16 protein-coding genes are annotated in these 20,478 nt (G+C 47.7%); 5 read left to right on the top strand and 11 right to left on the bottom strand.

From position 1 onward, the window contains the following. Positions 1-3: 3 nt before the first annotated feature. The 6 genes from DW096_RS05205 to DW096_RS05230 all read right to left on the bottom strand — a co-directional run bounded on the left by DW096_RS05205 (position 4) and on the right by DW096_RS05230 (position 8,607). Positions 4-1,842, bottom strand: a complete 1,839-nt coding sequence (locus DW096_RS05205) for a YgiQ family radical SAM protein (RefSeq protein ID WP_005826685.1) — start codon at positions 1,840-1,842, stop codon at positions 4-6. Further along, positions 1,839-2,057 carry a sulfurtransferase TusA family protein gene (locus tag DW096_RS05210; RefSeq protein WP_005826683.1) on the bottom strand — a complete coding sequence of 73 codons (219 nt, stop codon included), beginning with the start codon at positions 2,055-2,057 and terminating at the stop codon, positions 1,839-1,841. Before DW096_RS05210 ends, DW096_RS05205 begins: the two co-directional genes overlap by 4 nt. After that, the gene (locus tag DW096_RS05215; RefSeq protein WP_120028718.1) at positions 2,058-2,372 is read right to left on the bottom strand and encodes a hypothetical protein; all 315 of its coding nucleotides are present in this window, start codon (positions 2,370-2,372) and stop codon (positions 2,058-2,060) included. A 116-nt stretch (positions 2,373-2,488) separates the two neighbouring features. Further along, on the bottom strand, positions 2,489-5,419 hold the full coding sequence (locus tag DW096_RS05220) for a xanthan lyase (RefSeq protein WP_118930925.1): 2,931 nt from the start codon (positions 5,417-5,419) through the stop codon (positions 2,489-2,491). A gap of 148 nt (positions 5,420-5,567) precedes the next feature. Then, positions 5,568-6,446, bottom strand: coding sequence for a DUF4886 domain-containing protein (locus DW096_RS05225; protein ID WP_005836017.1), 879 nt, complete (start codon positions 6,444-6,446; stop codon positions 5,568-5,570). A 169-nt stretch (positions 6,447-6,615) separates the two neighbouring features. Beyond that, positions 6,616-8,607, bottom strand: a complete 1,992-nt coding sequence (locus tag DW096_RS05230) for a glucosamine-6-phosphate deaminase (protein ID WP_005826674.1) — start codon at positions 8,605-8,607, stop codon at positions 6,616-6,618. Between the two features lie 497 nt (positions 8,608-9,104). On the opposite strand from DW096_RS05230, the gene DW096_RS05235 reads away from it, so the two are divergent. After that, a complete protein-coding gene (locus tag DW096_RS05235; protein ID WP_005826670.1) occupies positions 9,105-9,806 on the top strand; it encodes an SIMPL domain-containing protein in 702 nt (233 codons plus the stop codon). Here the strand turns inward: DW096_RS05235 and DW096_RS05240 are convergent. From DW096_RS05240 to DW096_RS05250, 3 genes are read right to left on the bottom strand one after another with little or no spacing between them, the layout of a single operon-like run. Next, on the bottom strand, positions 9,778-10,584 hold the full coding sequence (locus DW096_RS05240; protein WP_009036814.1) for an amidohydrolase: 807 nt from the start codon (positions 10,582-10,584) through the stop codon (positions 9,778-9,780). The genes DW096_RS05235 and DW096_RS05240 overlap by 29 nt on opposite strands. Before the next feature lie 22 nt (positions 10,585-10,606). Beyond that, positions 10,607-11,161: a 1-acyl-sn-glycerol-3-phosphate acyltransferase gene (locus DW096_RS05245; RefSeq protein ID WP_005826663.1), complete on the bottom strand. Its 555-nt coding sequence runs from the start codon at positions 11,159-11,161 to the stop codon at positions 10,607-10,609. A 1-nt stretch (position 11,162) separates the two neighbouring features. Further along, complete coding sequence (locus DW096_RS05250) at positions 11,163-11,432, bottom strand: hypothetical protein (RefSeq protein WP_005826660.1); 270 nt, start codon at positions 11,430-11,432, stop codon at positions 11,163-11,165. Positions 11,433-11,735: 303 nt separating this feature from the next. On the opposite strand from DW096_RS05250, the gene DW096_RS05255 reads away from it, so the two are divergent. Genes DW096_RS05255 through DW096_RS05265 form a run of 3 tightly spaced genes read left to right on the top strand, consistent with a single transcriptional unit; the run spans position 11,736 to position 17,522 of the window. Further along, positions 11,736-13,010 carry an efflux RND transporter periplasmic adaptor subunit gene (locus tag DW096_RS05255; RefSeq protein WP_005826657.1) on the top strand — a complete coding sequence of 425 codons (1,275 nt, stop codon included), beginning with the start codon at positions 11,736-11,738 and terminating at the stop codon, positions 13,008-13,010. A 7-nt stretch (positions 13,011-13,017) separates the two neighbouring features. Continuing rightward, a complete protein-coding gene (locus DW096_RS05260; protein WP_117962606.1) occupies positions 13,018-16,128 on the top strand; it encodes an efflux RND transporter permease subunit in 3,111 nt (1,036 codons plus the stop codon). A gap of 17 nt (positions 16,129-16,145) precedes the next feature. Beyond that, a complete protein-coding gene (locus DW096_RS05265; protein ID WP_005826651.1) occupies positions 16,146-17,522 on the top strand; it encodes an efflux transporter outer membrane subunit in 1,377 nt (458 codons plus the stop codon). Between the two features lie 90 nt (positions 17,523-17,612). Here the strand turns inward: DW096_RS05265 and DW096_RS05270 are convergent, their stop codons facing one another. Together DW096_RS05270 and DW096_RS05275 are read right to left on the bottom strand one after the other, a co-directional pair. Then, positions 17,613-18,110 carry a cold-shock protein gene (locus DW096_RS05270; protein ID WP_005826650.1) on the bottom strand — a complete coding sequence of 166 codons (498 nt, stop codon included), beginning with the start codon at positions 18,108-18,110 and terminating at the stop codon, positions 17,613-17,615. A gap of 79 nt (positions 18,111-18,189) precedes the next feature. Then, entirely contained in the window at positions 18,190-18,495 is a 306-nt protein-coding gene (locus tag DW096_RS05275; RefSeq protein WP_057088124.1) for an RNA-binding protein, read from the bottom strand. A 307-nt stretch (positions 18,496-18,802) separates the two neighbouring features. Here DW096_RS05275 and DW096_RS05280 point away from each other — a divergent pair, with 307 nt between their 5' ends. Continuing rightward, a complete protein-coding gene (locus DW096_RS05280) occupies positions 18,803-20,449 on the top strand; it encodes a diphosphate--fructose-6-phosphate 1-phosphotransferase (RefSeq protein ID WP_005826644.1) in 1,647 nt (548 codons plus the stop codon). Positions 20,450-20,478 lie beyond the last annotated feature (29 nt).

Below are 20,478 nucleotides of genomic sequence, written 5' to 3' on the forward strand. Positions count from 1 at the left end.
TTTTTATCGTTTCCCGTATAGCTTGTCTATCAAATCCGTCCGTCCTATCCGGCGCAGTTCGTTTATGATGTTCCTGCGCTCTTCGGGTTTGTACCAGAAGAAGAATTGGCGTTGAGCCAGTTTCTCGCGCTGCGTTTTGGCACTGAATACCGGTTCCAGCGTATAAGGATGGAAGCCCGTGTACCATGCTTCGGTGGCAACGGTCATGGGAGTAGGGGTAAAGTCTTGCACTTGCTCCAGATGGAAGTCCAGTCGCTTGGTGATGACGGCAAGTTCCGCCATATCTTCCTCCTTGCATCCGGGATGGCTGCTGATGAAATAAGGAATAAGCTGCTGGCGTAGTCCTTCTTCATGGTTAATCCTGTCGAATATCTTCTTAAACTCACCGAACTGGCTGAACGGAGGCTTGCGCATGATGTTGAGCACGCGGTCTGACGTATGCTCCGGTGCTACCTTCAGGCGACCGCTGACATGGCGGGCAATGAGCTCGCGGGTATATTCCTGCGTACTTTTGTTAGTGTTCGGGTCCTTGCTCTGGTGCAGCAGCAGGTCATAGCGTACACCGCTGCCAATGAAGGACTTCTTGATGCCGGGCAGGGCATCTACGGCATGATAGATGTCGAGCAGCGGACGGTGGTCCGTATTCAGGTTGGGGCATACCTTGGGGTAGATGCACGACGGGCGTTTGCATTTCCTGCAGACGGCCTCATCCCGTCCCTTCATGCGGTACATATTGGCCGACGGGCCTCCCAAATCGCTCAAATAACCCTTGAAGTCTGGCAGCTCCGTGATGGCTTTCACCTCTTTCAGAATGCTCTCCTTGCTGCGGCTTACGATGAATTTGCCCTGGTGTGCGGAGATGGTGCAGAAGGCACATCCTCCGAAACATCCGCGATGCAGGTTGACGGAGAACTTTATCATGTCGTATGCCGGAATACGTTTTCCCTTGTATTTGGGATGGGGCAGGCGCGTGTATGGCAAGTCGAAAGAACGGTCGAGTTCAGCTTCCGTCAAAGGGGGATAGGGAGGATTGACTACTACCGTCAGCTTGCCGCTCTTTTGCAAGATGCGGGATGCTGTATATTTGTTACTTTCCTCCTCGATATGACGGAAGTTGGCAGCTTCTTTCTTTTTATCTTTCAGACATTCTTCATGGGAAAAGAGGGTGATATCCCCTTCTTGTACCACTACTTCCTTGTCAAGGTAAACCATTTGGGGAATATCAGCGATGAGCTTTTTGAAGCTTGGGGCGTCCATCTGTGTCTGTTGGCGTTTCAGCCTTTCCGCAAGTTCCACCACCGGTTTCTCTCCCATACCGTAGATGAGTGAGTCGGCTCCGCTGTCGAGGAGGATGCTGGGGCGTACACGGTCCTGCCAATAGTCATAGTGCGTCAGGCGGCGCATGCTTGCCTCGATGCCGCCCAGTACGACGGGGACATCGGGGAATAGCTTCTTTAATATCTGGGTATATACAATGGAAGGGTACTCCGGACGCATATCCGGACGTGCATCCGGGGTATAGGCGTCATCACTGCGCAAGCGTTTGTTGGCAGTATATTTGTTGACCATCGAATCCATACAGCCGGGACTGATGCCGAAGAACAGACGGGGACGTCCCAGTTTTTTGAAGTCGCGCAAGTCGTCGCGCCAGTTGGGTTGGGGGATGATGGCTACGCGCAATCCTTCTGCTTCGAGGATGCGGCCTATGACAGCGGCTCCAAAAGAAGGGTGATCCACGTAGGCGTCACCGCTGAAAAGTATTACATCCAATTCGTCCCAACCACGTAGTTCCACTTCTTTCTTGGTAGTAGGAAGCCAGTCTGTAAGGCGATATTCTTTCATTTGCACATTAAAAACTGTAATGTCATCCGTTCTCCGTCGTAAATCTCACGGAAGCCTATCTGCTGTTCGGAAAGATACTCTTTCATGTCATTGAAGGCAGCAGCGTCGTCCATGATGATTTCCAGCTTCTCGCCTTTTCCGGCCTCGCACATGGCCTTGATGGCAGGGATTAAAGGGCTGTAATGCTGTTGTCCGCAGGTGTCGATGGTTTTCATTTATTCTTCTTCTATGGTGTCTTGTTGGGAAAGCCATTGCAGATAGAGCTTGATGAGCTGTTGTAGTCCGAAGGCCTTCATGTTGTTGTGATAGATAACGTCGATACAGAGGTCGAGCAGGTCTTTGCTGTCTTCCTCTTGCGCGGCGATGAGGGAGCGGATGTTCAGTTTCAACTTGTCGAGCACGGTTTCGTCCACAATACCGTTGCTGTCGATGAGATGGCGGAAGAGGCCGTATTTCTCGATGGTGACAAGATTCTCTTCAGAAACTTCTAAACTACGGGTTCCGCTGGGGTTGGCTTGTATAGTGTACATGATGTTTAATGTTTAGTGGTTAATGTTTAATGATTAATGGAAGCAAAGATAGTTTTTTCACTACAGATTACACAGATTTTCACAGATTATTTATAGGGATTGCTATTTTGTCTGTGTTAATCTGTGTAATCTGTGGTGAGAAAGCGGAGTATGGATGCCATAATTACATTTCTGGATGTTTCTTCCCGGATGCTTTCAAAAGGGAATCCCATGACAAAAGTGCGATAATCACTGCCTTGATAGGCTACGGCGGCGGGTGTGTTGCCGATGGCATAGGTCATGACTGGAAAAGCGGGAGACATGGGCAGGATGCAATCAGGGGAAGTGACCGGATAGCTTTGCTCATTCGGCAGGCGGGGAAGGGTGAAGGTATGCCCCAGTCCCCGGACAGCGATTTTGTCCCCGTCTGTTTTCAGAGAGTTGCCATGCCGGTACTTCAAGATATTCTGAATAAATTCTTTATTGCCCTGCGAGCTGTCCATATCGCTGCCTACATAGGCACCGCTGACCAGGAGATGACCTCCCGACTGGCAATAGGAAGTCAGTATGCGCTGCATGGGCGAGGAGAATGTTTTGTAGTAGGTATTGCGTGCCGGATTGCTGGAATTGTCTTCTTTCTCAAGTCCGAGGATATAGTCCACTATCGGATAATCCTCTAATGAGAGGATGCCCTTTTCCACAGCCTCGTCGCTGCATGAGACGAAGCTGTAATTTCCGGCTGCCTGGATGGCTTTGCCATGTACGAAGGGGTAATCGAAAGTGTTTCCGATGATTTTCATGCCTTCGTATTCGTCACTGCTCTCTCCCAGACGTCGTCCTGCTTCCTTCCGGCTAAAATTCTGCTGGGCGCCGCAGAGGGAGATGTCATAGAGATAGGGTACGCCGGGATCTTGTGACAAGTCGAAGCCTGCCGCATCGGGGGTGTCTATAACGGCAGGCCCGCTGATGCGGTCGAATCCGTTGACGATAAGTATCTGTCCTTTTTCACGCTTTGCCTTGTAGGCGGCAAGAATTTCCGAAGGGAAGCTTTCGCCACCCCGGTTTACGGCGGTTACTTTAAAGGAATAGACGATGCCCGGTTCTATTTTTACGGTGTGGGATGAGGAGCTGACGCGTACGCCATTGTCAAATCCTCCACGACCGATACGTGTATATACAATGTATTCACGTGGTTTGGCAGTCGGCTCCAACGGGTCTTCCTCTCCTTGCCAGGAAAGCTCTAAAGTATTCTTCTTTTGACCGAAGCGGATGGCAAAGTGGCTGACGGGAAGGGGTTGGACAACGTAGTCTCTGCCGTGCTGGCTGCATATGTATTGCAGAATGGCTTTATAGAGCGCACGCCCGACGGTGAACTTGAAGTTAGGGTCATGTCCCAAGCGCATATCTGCGAAGTTCTGGTGCGACAACAGTTCTACGATGGTGGAAGGGACGGCGGGCAGGCGTGTTTCACTGTAGTTGCGGTTCCATAGGCTGCGGCGTGTCCAGTCTACGTTGAAGGTAGAGCGGATATCACGCTGCAACTGCGTTAGCAGAATGTCCGAAAGGTCACGGGAGGCATGGCGGTCTGTACCGGCATGCAGTCGGCCGTTGTTGAAGTTGGTGGTATAAATGCCGAGAGTGCCTATAATCTCATCTTCCTTACTGAAACCGGCATCGCTATGCAGGGCCATACTCATTTCAAAGGGGATGCCCAAACCTTCTTCCGTCGGGTTGAATAGTGATTTTCCTGCAAGGTAATTCACTGTACGGGAACGTACGTTGATGTCGTCGTTCATATCATTCTTTCCCTCATAGCCTCCATAGACGGGATAGGGCATGCCTGCCCATTGGGCAAAGTAGCGTGCGCCTTCCAGGTATCTGGGCAAGCCGCTGGTTTGTCCTCCGCGGGCAATGTTGCCCATGCCTCCTCCAAAGCGGACGGCATCGGCACAGACCACGCCTTTCTCTTTGCTTTCGTTGCTCAATACCACCATGCCATAGTCATTCCGGCCTTTGTCGAAAGTGAATGTGCCGAGGTACACCCATGTGCCGCCTCCTATTTGCTGGTTCACCTTGAACTCCGTGACGCCTCCATTGTGAAATACAAGATATTTGGCATCGCTTACGCTGCCCGGCAGTGTTTGGTAAGATACGTATACAGCATATTCTCCCGTTTCCGGAATATCGGGTACCCATTCGGCAAAAGCCTTGTCTTTCTTCTTTTCAGTTTTGGCAAAGCGTGCCGTGCCGGAGAGGAAAGGGTTTTCATTGTCTTGATAGACTCGTTTCCGTTGGGCAAATCCGGGTCGGGAGGTCTGTTCCCAACGTGCTTTCCGGCTTTTCACGTCCAGATAAAGGGAACCTTGTCCTCCATGTCCGCTCAGGCTACCGTCATTGTCTACGATGACTTCCTGCTTCTGCGTGTCCCTTTCGCGGGGAGTGAATACATTGGCTCCTGCATTCTCTAGCATGGGCAGGAGGTAGGGCAGGATGAAGGATTGGGTGAACTGGTCTTCTGTAGTGCAGAACAGCCTCGGGCGTTGCCATCCCCATTTGTCCTTGTCATTGATATAATATTTCCCGTGGCTTTGCCAAAGGGCGATGTGGCGTCCTTCCAGTCCGCGGGTGATGTCGTAGGGGCGCGAGGTACGGGTTACCCAGGGGGTACCTTTGTATTCCAGGTGGCTGAACAGACGTGCCTTGTCTTTCTTCCCTTTCCGGTAGAGGTTGGGGATAAGCTCTTCGATGCTCTTCCCGTCAGCAAAGACGGTGAGGTCGAAATAGTTCACCGGTCCTGGCAGGATTTGTCCCAGATGGCGGTAAATGGCATCAACGGTTTCAGGCCGTAGAGGCTGGTAGGCAAAGCGCTCGTTTGTATAGACAAGCAATTTCTTCTTCCGGAAGTCAATGCGGAAACTATCCAGCTTGCAGGTACCGATGTTGGCCGTATGGGTGGTGTATTCCCTAAAGAATGTCTGGAGGCGTTCTTCCACATTCTGCTCTAGTTCTTGTGCCGGAAGGAGGAATCCACACAAGAGCCATATGCCGGTTAGGATAAGTTTTTTCATACTGATGAAATATTGAAGTTGCCAATATCTGCTTTTACCAGACGGTGGTGCGTGCAAAAGTACATAAAAGAAAGCTTCACTGATGAGCGGGTTACTTTCTTTTTATTATTTTGCAGACATATAAGTAAGTCTTAAGAATTAAAAAGCATTAATCGGCAATCTTTTTCAGTTCTGTCAGTTCCGTAACTTTGTCCGGATAGAGGATGGCGTTGTGCGCAGCCATTTGAGCTGCTTTCTTATGGATTGGGTCCATTCCTTCGGGAGAATATGGGTTTTCTGTTACATTCTGATGGGTCAATGCCTCAAACCATGTGCAGGCAGCTGTATATCTGCCTATGGTTAAGTCAAGGTGGTATCCGTCCCTATTCATATGGTCGCCGATAAAGGAGGTACGTGCATTTTGTATGGCGGTTCCCGAAGGGATAATTTTCTTGATACCCACCAGGTTGGCGGCTTTCTTTACTGCATCCACAATGCTGGTGTACATTTTCATTTGGTTCTGGTCATAGTTTTTGAATCCGGTGTGGTTGGCATTGGTAGCATAAGCCCATGTCTGGTGCACCATTAATACGGTTTCCTTTCCAATTCGTTCCCTGATATAGTTAACCAATTCAGGTAGGGAAGCTTTGTAGCTGTCATAGATACCAGACAAAGGGCTGGCCTGCTGAACACTGATATAGTCCCATTTCTCATCGGCCAGTGCTTTCTCAATAGTCATTGACCGGGTTTCTGTTTTTTCCCCGTCTTTCTCTACTTTGCGATAGGCATAGGCCGGAGCGTTGTTGCGTATGTTTTGCACGTGCCGTTCCAGTGAACATCCTCCGATAAACATATTGCCGATAATCATGGTGATACCTTCAGCTTCTCCCAGTTCGTGCAAATATTGCTCTACTGCATCTTGTGAAAAGCTGTTGCCTATTGCCAATACTTTGATGGTGTCGTTATTGGCATGGCATCCATTTGCAAACAATGTAAATGGCGTGAGTAGGAATAAAATGACAAGGATGTTGATAGCATACTTTTTCATAATGGTGTTTGTTTTTAAGTTTTGTCGTTTCGATAAATAAGTAACAAAATTATTTGATTGTTTTTATATCTGCAAATATTCCTTGGGAATATAAGAAGGCTGAGACATGAAAAAATGAGATGCATTGCCGGAGCAATACATCTCATCCTATTGTTAATATTTTATCCGTTTATAGCGGAATGTATTCCACAAAGGCTTCCATCGCCTCATAGGAAGCAAGTCCGAGGCTGTCATACAAGGCAGCTGTTCCGCGGTTACGGTCCTCGCTGCGTTGCCAGAACAGACGTTCGTCATTGCCCAGGAACGGTGCACTTTCCATCTGCGATTGATGCTTCAGGATAGAGTTACGCTTGGCACGCAGTTCTTCCGGGCTGATGGGCACAGCCATCTCGATGTTTTCGATTTCCCATTCGGCCCATGCACCGCGGTACATCCAGATGCGGCATTCCTTCAACCATTTGGCACCTTCTTCTTTTTCCAAGTCAATGGCGGCAAATACGGCGTCCGTACAAACACGGTGTGTGCCGTGCGGGTCGGCCAGGTCGCCGGCAACGAAAATCTGATGGGGTTTCACTTCACGCAATAGGTTGCGTACAATTTCCACGTCTGCTTCGCTGATAGGATTCTTCTGTATCTTGCCCGTTTCGTAGAATGGCAGGTCAAGGAAATGACAGTGATCCAGAGGGATATTATTGTATGTACATGCAGTGCGTGCCTCACCACGGCGAATCAGTCCCTTGATGGTCAAGATGTCGCGTGTATCCATGTCACCGTCTTTCTTCTCCTTCAAGTATTTACGGATTTCAGTATATTTGTCATTGATGACCTGGTCTTCGCTGTTGTTGAAGATTTGGTTGAACCCGTTGATGAAGTGCAGGAAGCGGATAACTTCTTCATCGCCTACGGCAATGTTACCGGAAGTTTCGTAAGCTACATGCACGTCATGTTTCTGCTCTACCAGACGACGGATGGTGCCTCCCATGGAGATAACGTCATCATCGGGATGCGGAGAAAATACGACCACACGTTTTGGATAGGGCTTTGCACGCTCAGGACGATAGGTGTCGTCAGCATTCGGCTTGCCGCCCGGCCATCCGGTGATGGTATGTTGCAGGTCATTGAATATCTTGATGTTCACGTTATAGGCTGAGCCGAACAATGCCAGCAGTTCGCTCAGACCGTTTTCGTTGTAGTCCTTGTTGGTCAGTTTCAGAATGGGTTTTCCGGTGAGTTGGCACAACCAGACGATGGCACTGCGGATGAGCTTGTCGTTCCATTCGCAGGAGGTTACCAGCCAGGGGCGTTGGATACGCGTCAAATTGGCGGCGGCAGACAAGTCGATAGCTACATGTGCATTGTTGTGAGTCTGCAGATAAGATGCAGGGATAGTATCTGTTACCGGACCTTCAACGCATTCTTTCACCTTTTGCGCTTTCTCCTCACCCCATGCCAGCAGATATATTTTCTTTGCCGAGAGGATGGTGGCTACTCCCATGGTGATGGAGCTGATGGGGGTATTTTCAATGCTACCGAACATCTTGGAAGCTTCATTGCGGGAGTCGTTGTCCAGCAATATCAGACGAGTGGTAGAGTTCAGGCGTGAACCCGGTTCATTGAAACCTATATTACCTACACGGCCAATGCCCAGCAAAGCGATGTCTAAGCCACCGAAACTTTCAATGCGCTGCTCGTAAAGACGGCAATATTCAAAGATGGCGTCTTTGGCGATGGTGCTGTCGGGGGTGAAAACATTCTGTTTGTCAATGTCCACATGGTCTATCAGCATTTCCTTCAATGCGTTGAAGTTGCTGTTGATGGCATTGGGAGCTAATGGATAATATTCGTAGAGGTTGAATATGACTACGTTGCGGAAACTTAATCCCTCTTCCTGGTGCATACGTACCAAGTCTGCATATACATTGCGCGGAGAGTTACCGCCTGCCAGTGCCAAGACACAGAAACGTCCCGCCTTTTGCTTGTCACGGATTAACTGTGCAATGTCAAGGGCAATCTGGTTGGCGCCTTCTTCTGCAGACTCATAAATATCAGTCGGGATTTTTTCCAGTCGGGTCAATACCGACCGTTCAAATGCATTCTCAGGTCTATAGTACCTGGGGGAGACTCTGTTGAGAGTGATTTGAGAGCTTAGATTGGTTTTCATAAAATTTATTATTAATAAATGATTAAGTATTGAACTGTTCTTTCAATCAACAAATATACGAAAAACAATGTTCATCCGCATATTGCTGAAGATTAATTAAGAAATACTGGTCGTCCCATATCTCATATGGGTTTTGACGGTTGTACGGAAAGTGTCTTCGGTCATTCCATAAAGTCACGGCCAACCGCCACCGTGAGTATGGATTTTACGTTGGGTCAACATAGGATTTAGGGGTTAGAATTATTAAATTAATCATGTTGTCGCTTTGACATTGTTTCGAAGGACAAAAATAGGTACTTTTTGGAGAAGATGTACTCCTTCTTTTGGGTATTTTCATTAAATACTCTAAAAAAGAGGATTTGGTGCATTTTGTATAATGTCTCGTTCGTTTGGGGTATAAGTGAGGATAATCATATAAAAATAGACCATTCATCGCACTTTTTGTCGTTTGGGTTTGTTATATTTGTGTGTGTTTATAAACTCTAAAATATCAATGTATGAAAAGCTGGAAAGTAGAAGCAGCCATCATAGCCGTGGGGCTGCTTTTGTTGGGAATCATGGTAAAAGGCGGTATCAACAATTTTGTGAATAAGGACCGTGTGGTCAGTGTGAAAGGGCTGGCCGAAATGGAAGTGCCTGCCGACAAGGTAGTCTGGCCTCTTGTCTACAAAGACATAGGTAATGACCCTGCACTGCTTTATGCCAATATGGAGAAGAAAAACGCTGCCGTCGTGAGTTTCCTTGAAAACAACGGTATTGAGAAGGAGGAAATCAGTATTGCACCGCCCGAAGTGATTGATATGCAGGCCGAACGTTACGTTGACCGCAACGTGGCCTATCGTTATAATGCCACGTCTGTCATCACTGTCACTTCCAAGAATGTGGATAGGGTGCGTAAGCTCATGTCGGGGCAGGCTGAACTCTTGAAGCAGGGTATTGCCATCACGGGAGGGGATTATAAATATAATGTGTCTTATGAATTCACCGGTCTCAACGAAGTGAAGCCCAGAATGATAGAGGAGGCCACGAAGAACGCTCGTGCTGCAGCCGAGAAGTTTGCCAAGGATTCGGACAGTGAACTGGGGAAAATCCGCAATGCCTCGCAAGGGCAGTTCTCCATAAGTGACCGCGATGCCTATACTCCTTATATAAAAAGCGTACGTGTAGTGACTACTGTGAACTATTATTTGAAGAAATAACGAACTCGTCCGCATCTTTCCAAGCGGGAAACTTTAGCCTGAACTCCTGCAGGGAGGAAAGGTTGAGGGAGGCGGTGGCAATCGCCTCTTCGTTGTCGGGCACAGTGGCAAGCACTTCCCCCTTCGGAGAGTAGACCACACTGCCTCCGCTGTGTGGAATGTCTCTGCCGTCCTTGCCGATACGGTTGACACCGCAGACATAACTGATGTTTTCCAGCGCGCGCGCTTGCAGCAGGATGTCCCAGACTTTCCGGCGGGGAATGGGCCAGTTGGCGACGTAAATCAGGAGGTCGTATTCATTGCTCGTATTGCGGCTCCAGACCGGGAAACGAAGGTCATAGCATACAAGCAGCAGTATATTCCAGCCGCGATATCGGATGATGGGACGCCGGTTGCCGGGGGTGAAATGTTCTGTCTCGTGCCCCATCCGGAAGAGGTGGCGTTTGTCGTAATAGTAAGCATTGCCTTCGGGCGTAAGGAAGAATGCGCGGTTGTAGTAGGATGGCTTTCCGCCTTCCGAGGCTGTTTCGCAGGCAATATAGCTGCCGGCAAGAGCAAGCCGGTACTCTTCGGACCATTGGCGCAGTGTTGCTATGGTTTCTCCCGTTGTGGGTTCGGCCAAGCTGGCGGTGTCCATACTAAAGCCGGTGGAGAATGTTTCCGGTAAAACAACAATCTCCGTTGTTCCACGAAGAGTTTCTAACTTCTCGCGGAGACGACGGAGATTTTCTTGTTTATTTTCCCAGACGATGTCTGTTTGCAAGATGCTTATTCGCATGGCATTAATGCTTAATACCTGATTAGATATTTCCTAAATCAAAATTTTCGGGATTTTTTCCTTTAAAGTTCTTGAAGTACAGTTTTATCTCGCGCATATCCTTTTCGATGTCTCCGGTAGGCATGACAGCCTTGGTAGAGGAGATGGTCTTGGAAGGATAATCAATCCCGATAAGCATGATGGGCACTTGTGCTTTAAGTGCTATGTAATAAAAACCTTTCTTCCAGTTGGGATTGGCTTTACGGGTTCCTTCCGGTGTAATAGCCAGGTGGAAATGCTTGCTGTTTGCAAACTTTTCGGTCATTTGGTCCACTAAGGAAGATTTACGTCCCCGGTTCACCGGAATGCCGCCAACGGCTTTGAATATCAGTCCCAGAGGAAAAAAGAACCATTCCTTTTTCATCATGAAACTGGTCTTGCGGCCGATGGCACCATAAAACAATTTACCGATAAATAAGTCCCAATTGGAAGTATGGGGTGCCGCACAAATTACACATTTGTCGTAGTCGGGCACCGTCACGTTTGTCTTCCAGCCCAGCAGGCGATAATAAATGAAGCTATAAAAGGCTTTCTTCATCTTATTTCAGTTTGCCCATTGCGTCAATAATTTCGTCTACTTTTGCATTGAAGTCAGCACGAAGTTTTTTGTAGAAACCTTTTACATTTCCTGGCTCGGTGTGGCTGATGCGGCTTATGAATTCATCTTGCATTTTCAGAATTTCAGCCATCAGTTCATCGGCTTTTTGTTTGTCTGTTCCAGGCACATATAAGCTGTTTACAAGACACTCTGTGAACAATTCACCTGCAATATAGTTTATATTCTTCTTTAGTTCTTTTCTACTTGCCATAATCTTTACGTTTAAAATGAATAATCTGAATTATTTTCGGTAAAGATAATGTTTTTCTTTGTTAGTGTAGAGCAAAAAAGGTTTTTTATGTGTTTTTAATTTAGTGGTTTTGTGGAATTATTCCACAAACTGTGGACACATTCCACAGGGAAAAATGGAGGATGCCACCATGAATAAAGAACTGCCGTCTGCTTTTCTGCTTGATATATAGTTTGTTAGACGTAATGGATGAGATGGTGATAGATTGGCATCGGATTTGCTTTAATAGAAAGAAACAGGGTTAAATTTAATATACAAACAAGCATGAGACAGTTTTTTACGAAAAAAGAATTGAAACTAAAGAAGAAGAGGTTGCTGATGATGGTTGCCTGCATGGCGGTATTGTTGGCAGGTTACGTTATTCTGACTTGGCCTAAGAAGGTGGAATCGGAAGCTCCTACCGTGATTGTGGAATCTGCGGAAAAAGGAGATGTGGAGATATATGGCGAGTACGTGGGACGTATTCGCGCTCAGCAGTTTGTAGAGGTACGTGCGCGTGTGGAAGGGTATTTGGAGAATATGCTTTTCGCAGAAGGAACATATGTCACCAAGAACCAGGTACTTTTTGTGATAAACCAGGACCAGTATAGGGCAAAGGCTGACAAAGCTCGTGCACAGTTAAAGAAGGATGAAGCGCAGGCATTGAAGGCAAAGCGCGATTTGGAGCGTATCCGCCCCCTCTATGCGCAGAACGCTGCCAGCCAGCTGGATTTGGACAATGCCCAGGCTGCTTACGAGACTGCAGAAGCCTCAGTAGCGATGAGCCAGGCCGATTTGGACCAGGCTGAATTGGAATTGGGATATACGTTGGTCCGTTCTCCGCTATCGGGACATATCAGTGAAAGAAATGTGGATTTGGGAACATTGGTCGGACCGGGAGGCAAGTCCTTGCTGGCTACGGTTGTGAAAAGTGATACGGTTCTGGTAGATTTCAGCATGACGGCATTGGATTACCTGAAAAGCAAGGAACGGAATATCGATATAGGGCGTCAGGACTCTACACGTTCCTGGCAGCCGAACATTACGATTACTTTGGCGGATAATACCGTCTATCCTTATAAGGGCTATGTGGATTTTGCCGAACCTCAGGTGGACCCTCAGACCGGAACATTCTCCGTGCGTGCCGAAATGCCGAACCCTAACAAAGTGTTGTTACCGGGGCAGTTTACAAAGGTTAAGCTATTGCTGGATGTACGTGAGGGTGCTGTCGCCGTTCCTCAAAAGGCGGTTACCATTGAGAAAGGTGGTGCATATATTTTTGTGATGCGCCGGGACTCTACGGTTGAAAAGCGTTTCATTGAACTGGGACCTGAATTTGGCAACAATTGGGTGGTTGAGCGTGGTCTGGTTGCCGGAGAACAAATTGTGACTGAAGGTTTCCACAAGCTGACTCCGGGTATGAAAGTACGTGCCCAGGCTGCCGTTCCTAAAAAGGAGGAAGAGCAGACGAGTGATTCTCTGAACAAGCAGGTTGTTTCCGAAACGAAGCAGACTACTCCGGCTGAGAATAAATCAAAGGACAACAACCCTTCAAAGTAATGATGTTATGAAAGTAAGTTTCTTTATAGACCGCCCGGTATTCTCGGCGGTGATATCGATTGTGATTGTAATTGTCGGTATCATTGGCCTGACCATGCTGCCGGTAGACCAATATCCGCAGATAACGCCTCCCGTAGTGAAAATCAGTGCTTCCTATCCGGGAGCCAGTGCATTGACTGTTTCGCAGGCGGTGGCAACCCCTATCGAGCAAGAGATAAACGGTACTCCCGGTATGCTGTACATGGAGTCCAACAGTTCTAATTCCGGAGGATTTTCAGCTACGGTCACTTTCGACGTGTCTGCCGACCCGGATTTGGCTGCCGTAGAAATACAGAACCGTGTGAAACTGGCGGAGAGCCGTTTGCCAGCCGAAGTGATTCAGAACGGTATTTCTGTGGAAAAGCAGGCTCCCAGCCAATTGATGACTATCTGTCTGACTTCCAGTGACCCGAAGTTCGACGAAATTTATTTGAGTAACTTTGCTACTATCAATGTACTCGACTTGTTGCGCCGTATCCCCGGTGTGGGACGTGTTTCCAACATCGGTAGCCGCTACTATGCCATGCAGATATGGGCGTTGCCCGACAAACTTGCCAACTTCGGACTGACGGTGCAGGATTTGCAGAATGCCCTGAAGGACCAGAACCGTGAGTCTGCTGCGGGTGTTTTGGGACAACAGCCGGTGAAGGGACTCGACATTACTATCCCTATCACTACCCAGGGACGTTTAAGTTCGGCAAAGCAGTTTGAGGACATTGTGGTCCGTGCCAATGCCAACGGTTCCATTATCCGTCTGCGCGATGTGGCGCGTGTTTCATTGGAAGCATCTTCATATAGCACGGAGAGTGGCATCAACGGTGAGAATGCTGCCGTTCTCGGTATCTATATGCTTCCCGGGGCCAATGCAATGGAAGTTGCAAAGAGCGTAAAGGCTGCTATGGAGGAAATCAGTGCAAATTTCCCTGAGGGGATGAGTTATGAGATTCCCTTCGACATGACGACTTATATTTCCGAATCCATTCACGAAGTGTACAAGACGTTGTTCGAAGCGCTGATTCTGGTGGTGCTGGTTGTATTTCTATCCTTGCAAAGTTGGCGTGCGACGGTGATACCGATTGTTGCGGTACCTATTTCCCTGATTGGTACCTTCGGTTTCATGCTTATTTTCGGTTTCTCTCTGAACATACTGACTTTGCTTGGATTGATTCTCGCCATCGGTATTGTGGTGGATGATGCCATTGTGGTGGTGGAGAATGTAGAACATCTTATGGAGACGGAGAAATTGAGCCCGTATGAAGCTACCAAAAAGGCGATGAACGGATTGGCAAGTGCCTTGATTGCCACATCATTGGTGCTCTGTGCCGTGTTTGTGCCGGTAAGTTTCTTGAGCGGAATCACCGGACAGTTATACCGTCAGTTTACCATTACTATCGCCGTTTCCGTATTGCTTTCTACGGTAGTGGCCCTGACGCTTAGTCCCGTCATGTGTTCGCTCATATTGAAGCCCGACAGTGGAAAGAAAAAGAACATAGTTTTCCGCAAAATCAATGAATGGCTGAACTTGGGCAATCACAAATACGTGGCTGTCATTAACCGGGTCATCAGGAATCCCCGCCGCTTGATGAGTGCGTTCGGCCTGGTACTGGTTGCCATTTTCATTATCCACCGGTTGGTGCCTACCAGCTTCCTGCCGGTAGAAGACCAGGGCTATTTTAAGATAGAGTTGGAGTTGCCGGAAGGTGCTACTTTGGAGCGAACCCGTGTGGTGACCGACCGTGCCGTGCAATACTTGGAGAAGAATCCCTATGTGGCCTATGTGCAGAACGTGACGGGTAGCAGCCCCCGTGTGGGTAGCAACCAGGCACGCAGTGAGCTGACGGTTATTCTGAAACCGTGGGAAGAGCGTAAGGGGATTTCCATCGATAAGATAATGGAGAATGTGGAGCAGGATTTGAAGGAATATCCCGAATGCAAGGTCTATCTTTCCACGCCTCCGGTCATTCCGGGATTGGGTACCTCGGGAGGTTTCGAAATGCAGCTTGAGGCGCGTGGAGAGGCGACGTTTGACAACTTGGTGCAGGCGGCAGATACGCTGATGTATTATGCCCAGAAGCATAAGGAGCTGACGGGGCTTTCATCATCCTTGCAGTCTGAAATACCGCAACTTTATTTTGATGTGGACCGTGATAAGGTGAAAATGCTGGGTGTGCCCCTGGCGGATGTATTCTCTACCATGAAGGCCTATACCGGTTCAGTATATGTGAATGACTTCAATATGTTCAACCGTATATATAAGGTGTATATCCAGGCCGAGGCTCCTTATCGTGAGCATAAGGATAATATCAACTTGTTCTTTGTAAAGGCAAAAGACGGAGTGATGGTGCCGCTTACTTCCTTGGGAAATGCCTCTTATACCACCGGTCCGGGCAGTATCAAGCGTTTCAATATGTTTACCACTGCCGTCATCCGCGGTTCTGCGGCACAAGGCTACAGTTCCGGCCAGGCAATGGAGATTATGGAGCAGATTGCACGTAACCACTTGCCGGACAATATCGGTCTGGAGTGGAGTGGCCTTTCCTATCAGGAAAAGAAGGCGGGAGGACAGACGGGTCTTGTGCTTACGCTGGTATTCCTTTTCGTATTCCTCTTTTTGGCTGCGCAATATGAAAGTTGGACGGTGCCTATCGCTGTATTGCTTTCACTGCCGGTTGCCGCTTTGGGTGCCTATCTGGGCGTTGTGATATGCGGATTGGAGAATGATATTTATTTCCAGATCGGCTTGGTGATGCTGGTGGGGCTTGCGGCAAAGAATGCCATTTTGATTGTGGAGTTTGCCAAGGTGCAGGTTGACAAGGGAGGAGACTTGATACAGTCTGCCATCCATGCTGCCCAACTCCGTTTCCGGCCTATCCTGATGACTTCCCTCGCCTTTGTATTGGGAATGCTTCCTATGGTGTTGGCAAGCGGACCGGGCTCGGCGAGCCGTCAGGCCATCGGTACGGGTGTTTTCTTCGGAATGATATTTGCCATTGTATTCGGTATTGTGCTTGTACCGTTCTTCTTTGTCCTGGTATACAAGACAAAAGCCAAAGTGCAGCATAAGATTAAGAAAGACTGATTTTAAAGACAACGTTTATGAAAAGAAAGAACATATATATTATTTTGTTGCTGAGTATGTTTGCCCTTACCTCATGCAAGGTGGGCAAGAGCTATGTGCGTCCGGAGATGGCATTGCCGGATAGCCTGGCACAGCAGCAGGATAGCATGAGCATAGCCGATGAACAGTGGCAGGCAGTTTATACGGACAGCACGCTGCGTGCTTTGATAGACCGTGCTCTGGAATATAACAAAGACATGCTGATTGCAGCTTCCCGTGTCAAGGAGATGGCTGCCCAAAAACGTATCAGTGTTGCCAACCTTCTGCCGCAGCTCACCGGAAAGGTGGAGGCTGAGCGCGAGGTGGAGAATTACGGTGGTCATAGCCGTGATGTAGGCAATACTTACGAAGCCAAGGCGTTGCTCTCTTGGGAACTGGACCTTTGGGGAAACTTGAGATGGAAAAAAGTGGCTGCTGTGGCCGAATATTTGCAAAGTGTGGAGGCGCAGCGTGCGTTGCGCATGACCATCGTTGCCGAAGTGGCGCAGGCTTATTATGAGCTGGTAGCCCTTGATACGGAACTGGAGATTGTGCGCCAGACACAAAAGGCGCGTGAAGAGGGAGTGCGCTTGGCGCGTATCCGTTTTGAAGGAGGGCTGACCTCGGAGACCTCTTATCAACAGGCTCAAGTGGAGTTGGCTCGTACGGCTACTCTTGTTCCGGATTTGGAACGCCGTATCTCTCTGAAAGAAAATGATATATCCTTCCTTGTGGGGGAATTCCCTACCCGTATCAAGCGTGTCAATTTTCTGCAGGAACTGGATGTGCCGGAGTCCTTACCGGTAGGTCTGCCTTCCGATTTGTTGGAACGTCGCCCCGATGTCCGTGTGGCGGAGCAGCAGTTGAGGGCTGAACATGCCAGAGTGAAAGTTGCTTATACCAATATGTTCCCCCGTTTGGCCCTGACCGGACAATTTGGATTGGAAAGTGATGTGTTATCCAATTTCCTGGAATCTCCCTATTCCTTATTGAATGGGGCAGTCTTGGCACCACTTTTCGGTTGGGGAAAGAACCGTGCTGCATTGAATGCACAGAAGGCTTCTTTTGAAGCCGAAGTGCATAGCTATGAAAAGACAGTGCTGAATGCTTTTAAGGAAGCGAAGAATGCCATTGTAGATTTCAATAAGATAAAGGAGGTCTACCAACTGCGTGCCAAACTTGAACGTTCTGCCAAGGGATATGTGGATTTGGCACAGTTGCAATACATCAACGGCGTCATCAATTATATGGATGTGCTCGATGCCCAGCGTGGTTATTTCGATGCCCAAATAGGGGTGAGCAATGCCATCCGCGACGAACTTATTGCCATGGTAAATGTCTATAAGGCATTGGGGGGTGGCTGGCAAACCGAATGACGTGTGATTAAAGAAGACAGCAAGGGCGTGTATGTACCGAAATATTTGATGGTATATACACGCCCTTGTTCTATAATTGGCTTATTTCATCTAGGATTCTGTATTTAGAGTCTCCTTGTTTTCTTTCTTTTCCTTTGCCTTTTCTACTTCAAGAGCTACGTTTACAGCATTCATGCCTTTAAGGCCACGTTCGAGGTCGAACGTCACAATATTGTTTTCTGCTATATCTGTCAGCACATTGTTAATGTGGAAAAAGTATTTTTCGACCCCGGATAAGTCCTTGATGAAGCCGAAGCCTTTCGATTCATTGAAAAACTCGATACGTCCTCTGCGGATGACCGGTTCTTCCTTGTCTTTTTTGGGAGTTGATATGACGATTTCTTCCAGCTTTATTTCTTCTTTGGGAGTGTTTTCTGCCGGAGGAGTAGAGGTTATCATGCCGTTTTCGTCAACATAGGCAATCATATCTTCAAAGCTATTGGCTTTGTTGGATAGTTTTTTTTCTTCTTTCTTTTTTTGTTTTTCAGCTCGTCGGGCGAGTCTTTTCTTTTCATTTTCACGCTTGTCTGCGGAGATGGATTTGGCCATGTATTTTTATTTATTGAGTTATAAAAAAAGCAGGGGGCATTGCTACAACACCTCCTGCTTTTGTCAGTAGTTAAGAATATTAATATCTTCTAGAGTTGTAACCGCCTCTTCTGTCGCGATTGCCGCCATTGGAAGGTCTTTCTTCGCGGGGGCGTGCCACGTTTACCGAGATTTGTTTGTGGTCAAATTCAGCACCGTTCAATTCGTCAATGGCTTTTTGGCCTGCTGCATCGTCCGGCATTTCTACGAAACCGAAACCTCTGGATCTTCTTGTTTCTCTGTCTGTAATGATTCTTGCAGAAGAAACTTCTCCGTACTCTGAAAATAAATCGCTCAAATCAGCGTCTGTTGTGCTGAAGTTTAAACCTGAAATGTAAATGTTCATTTGAAATTTTAATTAATTGTAATTATTAAATTGGAGTATGGAGAATAATTATGGAAGAGACCGCCTAATAATAGTTGTATATTAAAAGAAGAACAATGCGATAACGACTCGTAACTCAAACTTTGCGGCAAAGATAACACAATAAATCAGTTAATTGCTTTCTTCTCCTTTTTATTTTAGGATAAAAAACGATAAATGTCATTTTATACATTATTTCGGCCTCTCGTTTGCATATCTTACGAAAAAAAGCGAAATTTGCGACGCTTTTAAACGGAACTTTACTAACACCTTTAAATAATTAAGAGAAATGACTAAAAGTGCATTGCAAATTGCAAGGGCTGCCTATCAGCCCAAACTTCCGAAAGCGCTGAAAGGAACTGTTAAGGCTGCAGAAGGCGCAGCTACTCAGTCTGTTGCTGACCAGGAAGAAATCAAGAAATTGTTCCCCAACACGTACGGAATGCCTTTGATTAAGTTTGAAACTACCGATGAGGTGGTTAACTTCCCCGCAATGAACGTGGGTGTTATCCTTTCCGGTGGACAGGCTCCTGGCGGTCACAATGTGATTTCCGGTATTTTCGACGGTATCAAGAAGCTGAACAAAGACAGCAAATTGTATGGCTTTATTCTGGGCCCTGGCGGCTTGGTTGACCATAATTATATGGAACTGACTGCTGACATCATTGATGAATACCGCAATACGGGCGGCTTTGACATCATCGGTTCGGGCCGTACCAAGCTGGAAAAGGAAGAACAGTTTGAGAAAGGTTATGAAATCCTGAAGGAACTCGGCATCAAGGCACTGGTAATCATCGGTGGCGATGACTCCAACACCAATGCTTGCGTACTGGCTGAATACTATGCTGCCAAGAATTATGGCGTGCAGGTAATAGGTTGCCCCAAGACCATCGACGGTGACTTGAAGAATGATATGATTGAAACTTCTTTCGGTTTCGATACGGCTTGCAAGACTTACTCTGAAGTAATCGGCAACATCCAACGTGACTGTAACTCTGCCCGTAAATACTGGCACTTCATCAAGCTGATGGGACGTTCTGCTTCTCATATCGCTTTGGAATGTGCATTGCAGGTACAGCCCAATATGTGTATCATCTCTGAAGAGGTTGAAGCTAAGGATATGTCTTTGGACGACATCGTGACCAGCATTGCCAAGGTTGTTGCTGAACGTGCAGCCCAGGGCAACAACTTCGGTACGGTTCTTATCCCCGAAGGATTGGTTGAATTCATCCCGGCCATGAAGCGTCTAATTGCTGAGTTGAACGACTTCCTTGCTGCCAATGCAGAAGAGTTTGCTCAAATTAAGAAATCTCACCAACGCGATTATATCATCCGTAAACTCTCTCCGGAGAATGCTGCCATTTACGCAAGCTTGCCCGAAGGCGTGGCTCGCCAATTGTCTCTGGACCGCGACCCGCACGGAAACGTACAGGTATCTCTGATTGAAACTGAAAAGTTGCTGTCCGAAATGGTGGGTACCAAGCTGGCTCAGTGGAAAGAAGAGGGCAAGTTCGTAGGCAAGTTTGCTGCACAACACCACTTCTTCGGTTACGAAGGACGTTGCGCTGCTCCGTCAAACTTCGACGCTGACTACTGCTACTCTTTGGGTTATGCAGCATCTGCATTGATTGCTAACGGAAAGACCGGTTACATGTCTTCTGTACGCAACACTACTGCTCCTGCCGAAGAATGGATTGCAGGCGGTGTGCCCATCACTATGATGATGAACATGGAACGTCGCCACGGTGAAATGAAGCCGGTTATCCAGAAGGCTCTGGTGAAGCTGGACGGTGCTCCGTTCAAGGCATTCGCCGCTCAGCGTGATCGTTGGGCTATGGAAACAGACTATGTTTATCCGGGTCCTATCCAGTACTTCGGTCCGACAGAAGTTTGTGACCAGGCTACGAAGACTTTGCAGTTGGAGCAGGCTAAATAAGTTGACGCATCAACTAGTTGACAATAAAA

Origin of the sequence: Bacteroides sp. AM07-18 (assembly GCF_003602695.1) — a bacterium.
GTDB classification, from domain to species: domain Bacteria; phylum Bacteroidota; class Bacteroidia; order Bacteroidales; family Bacteroidaceae; genus Bacteroides; species Bacteroides uniformis.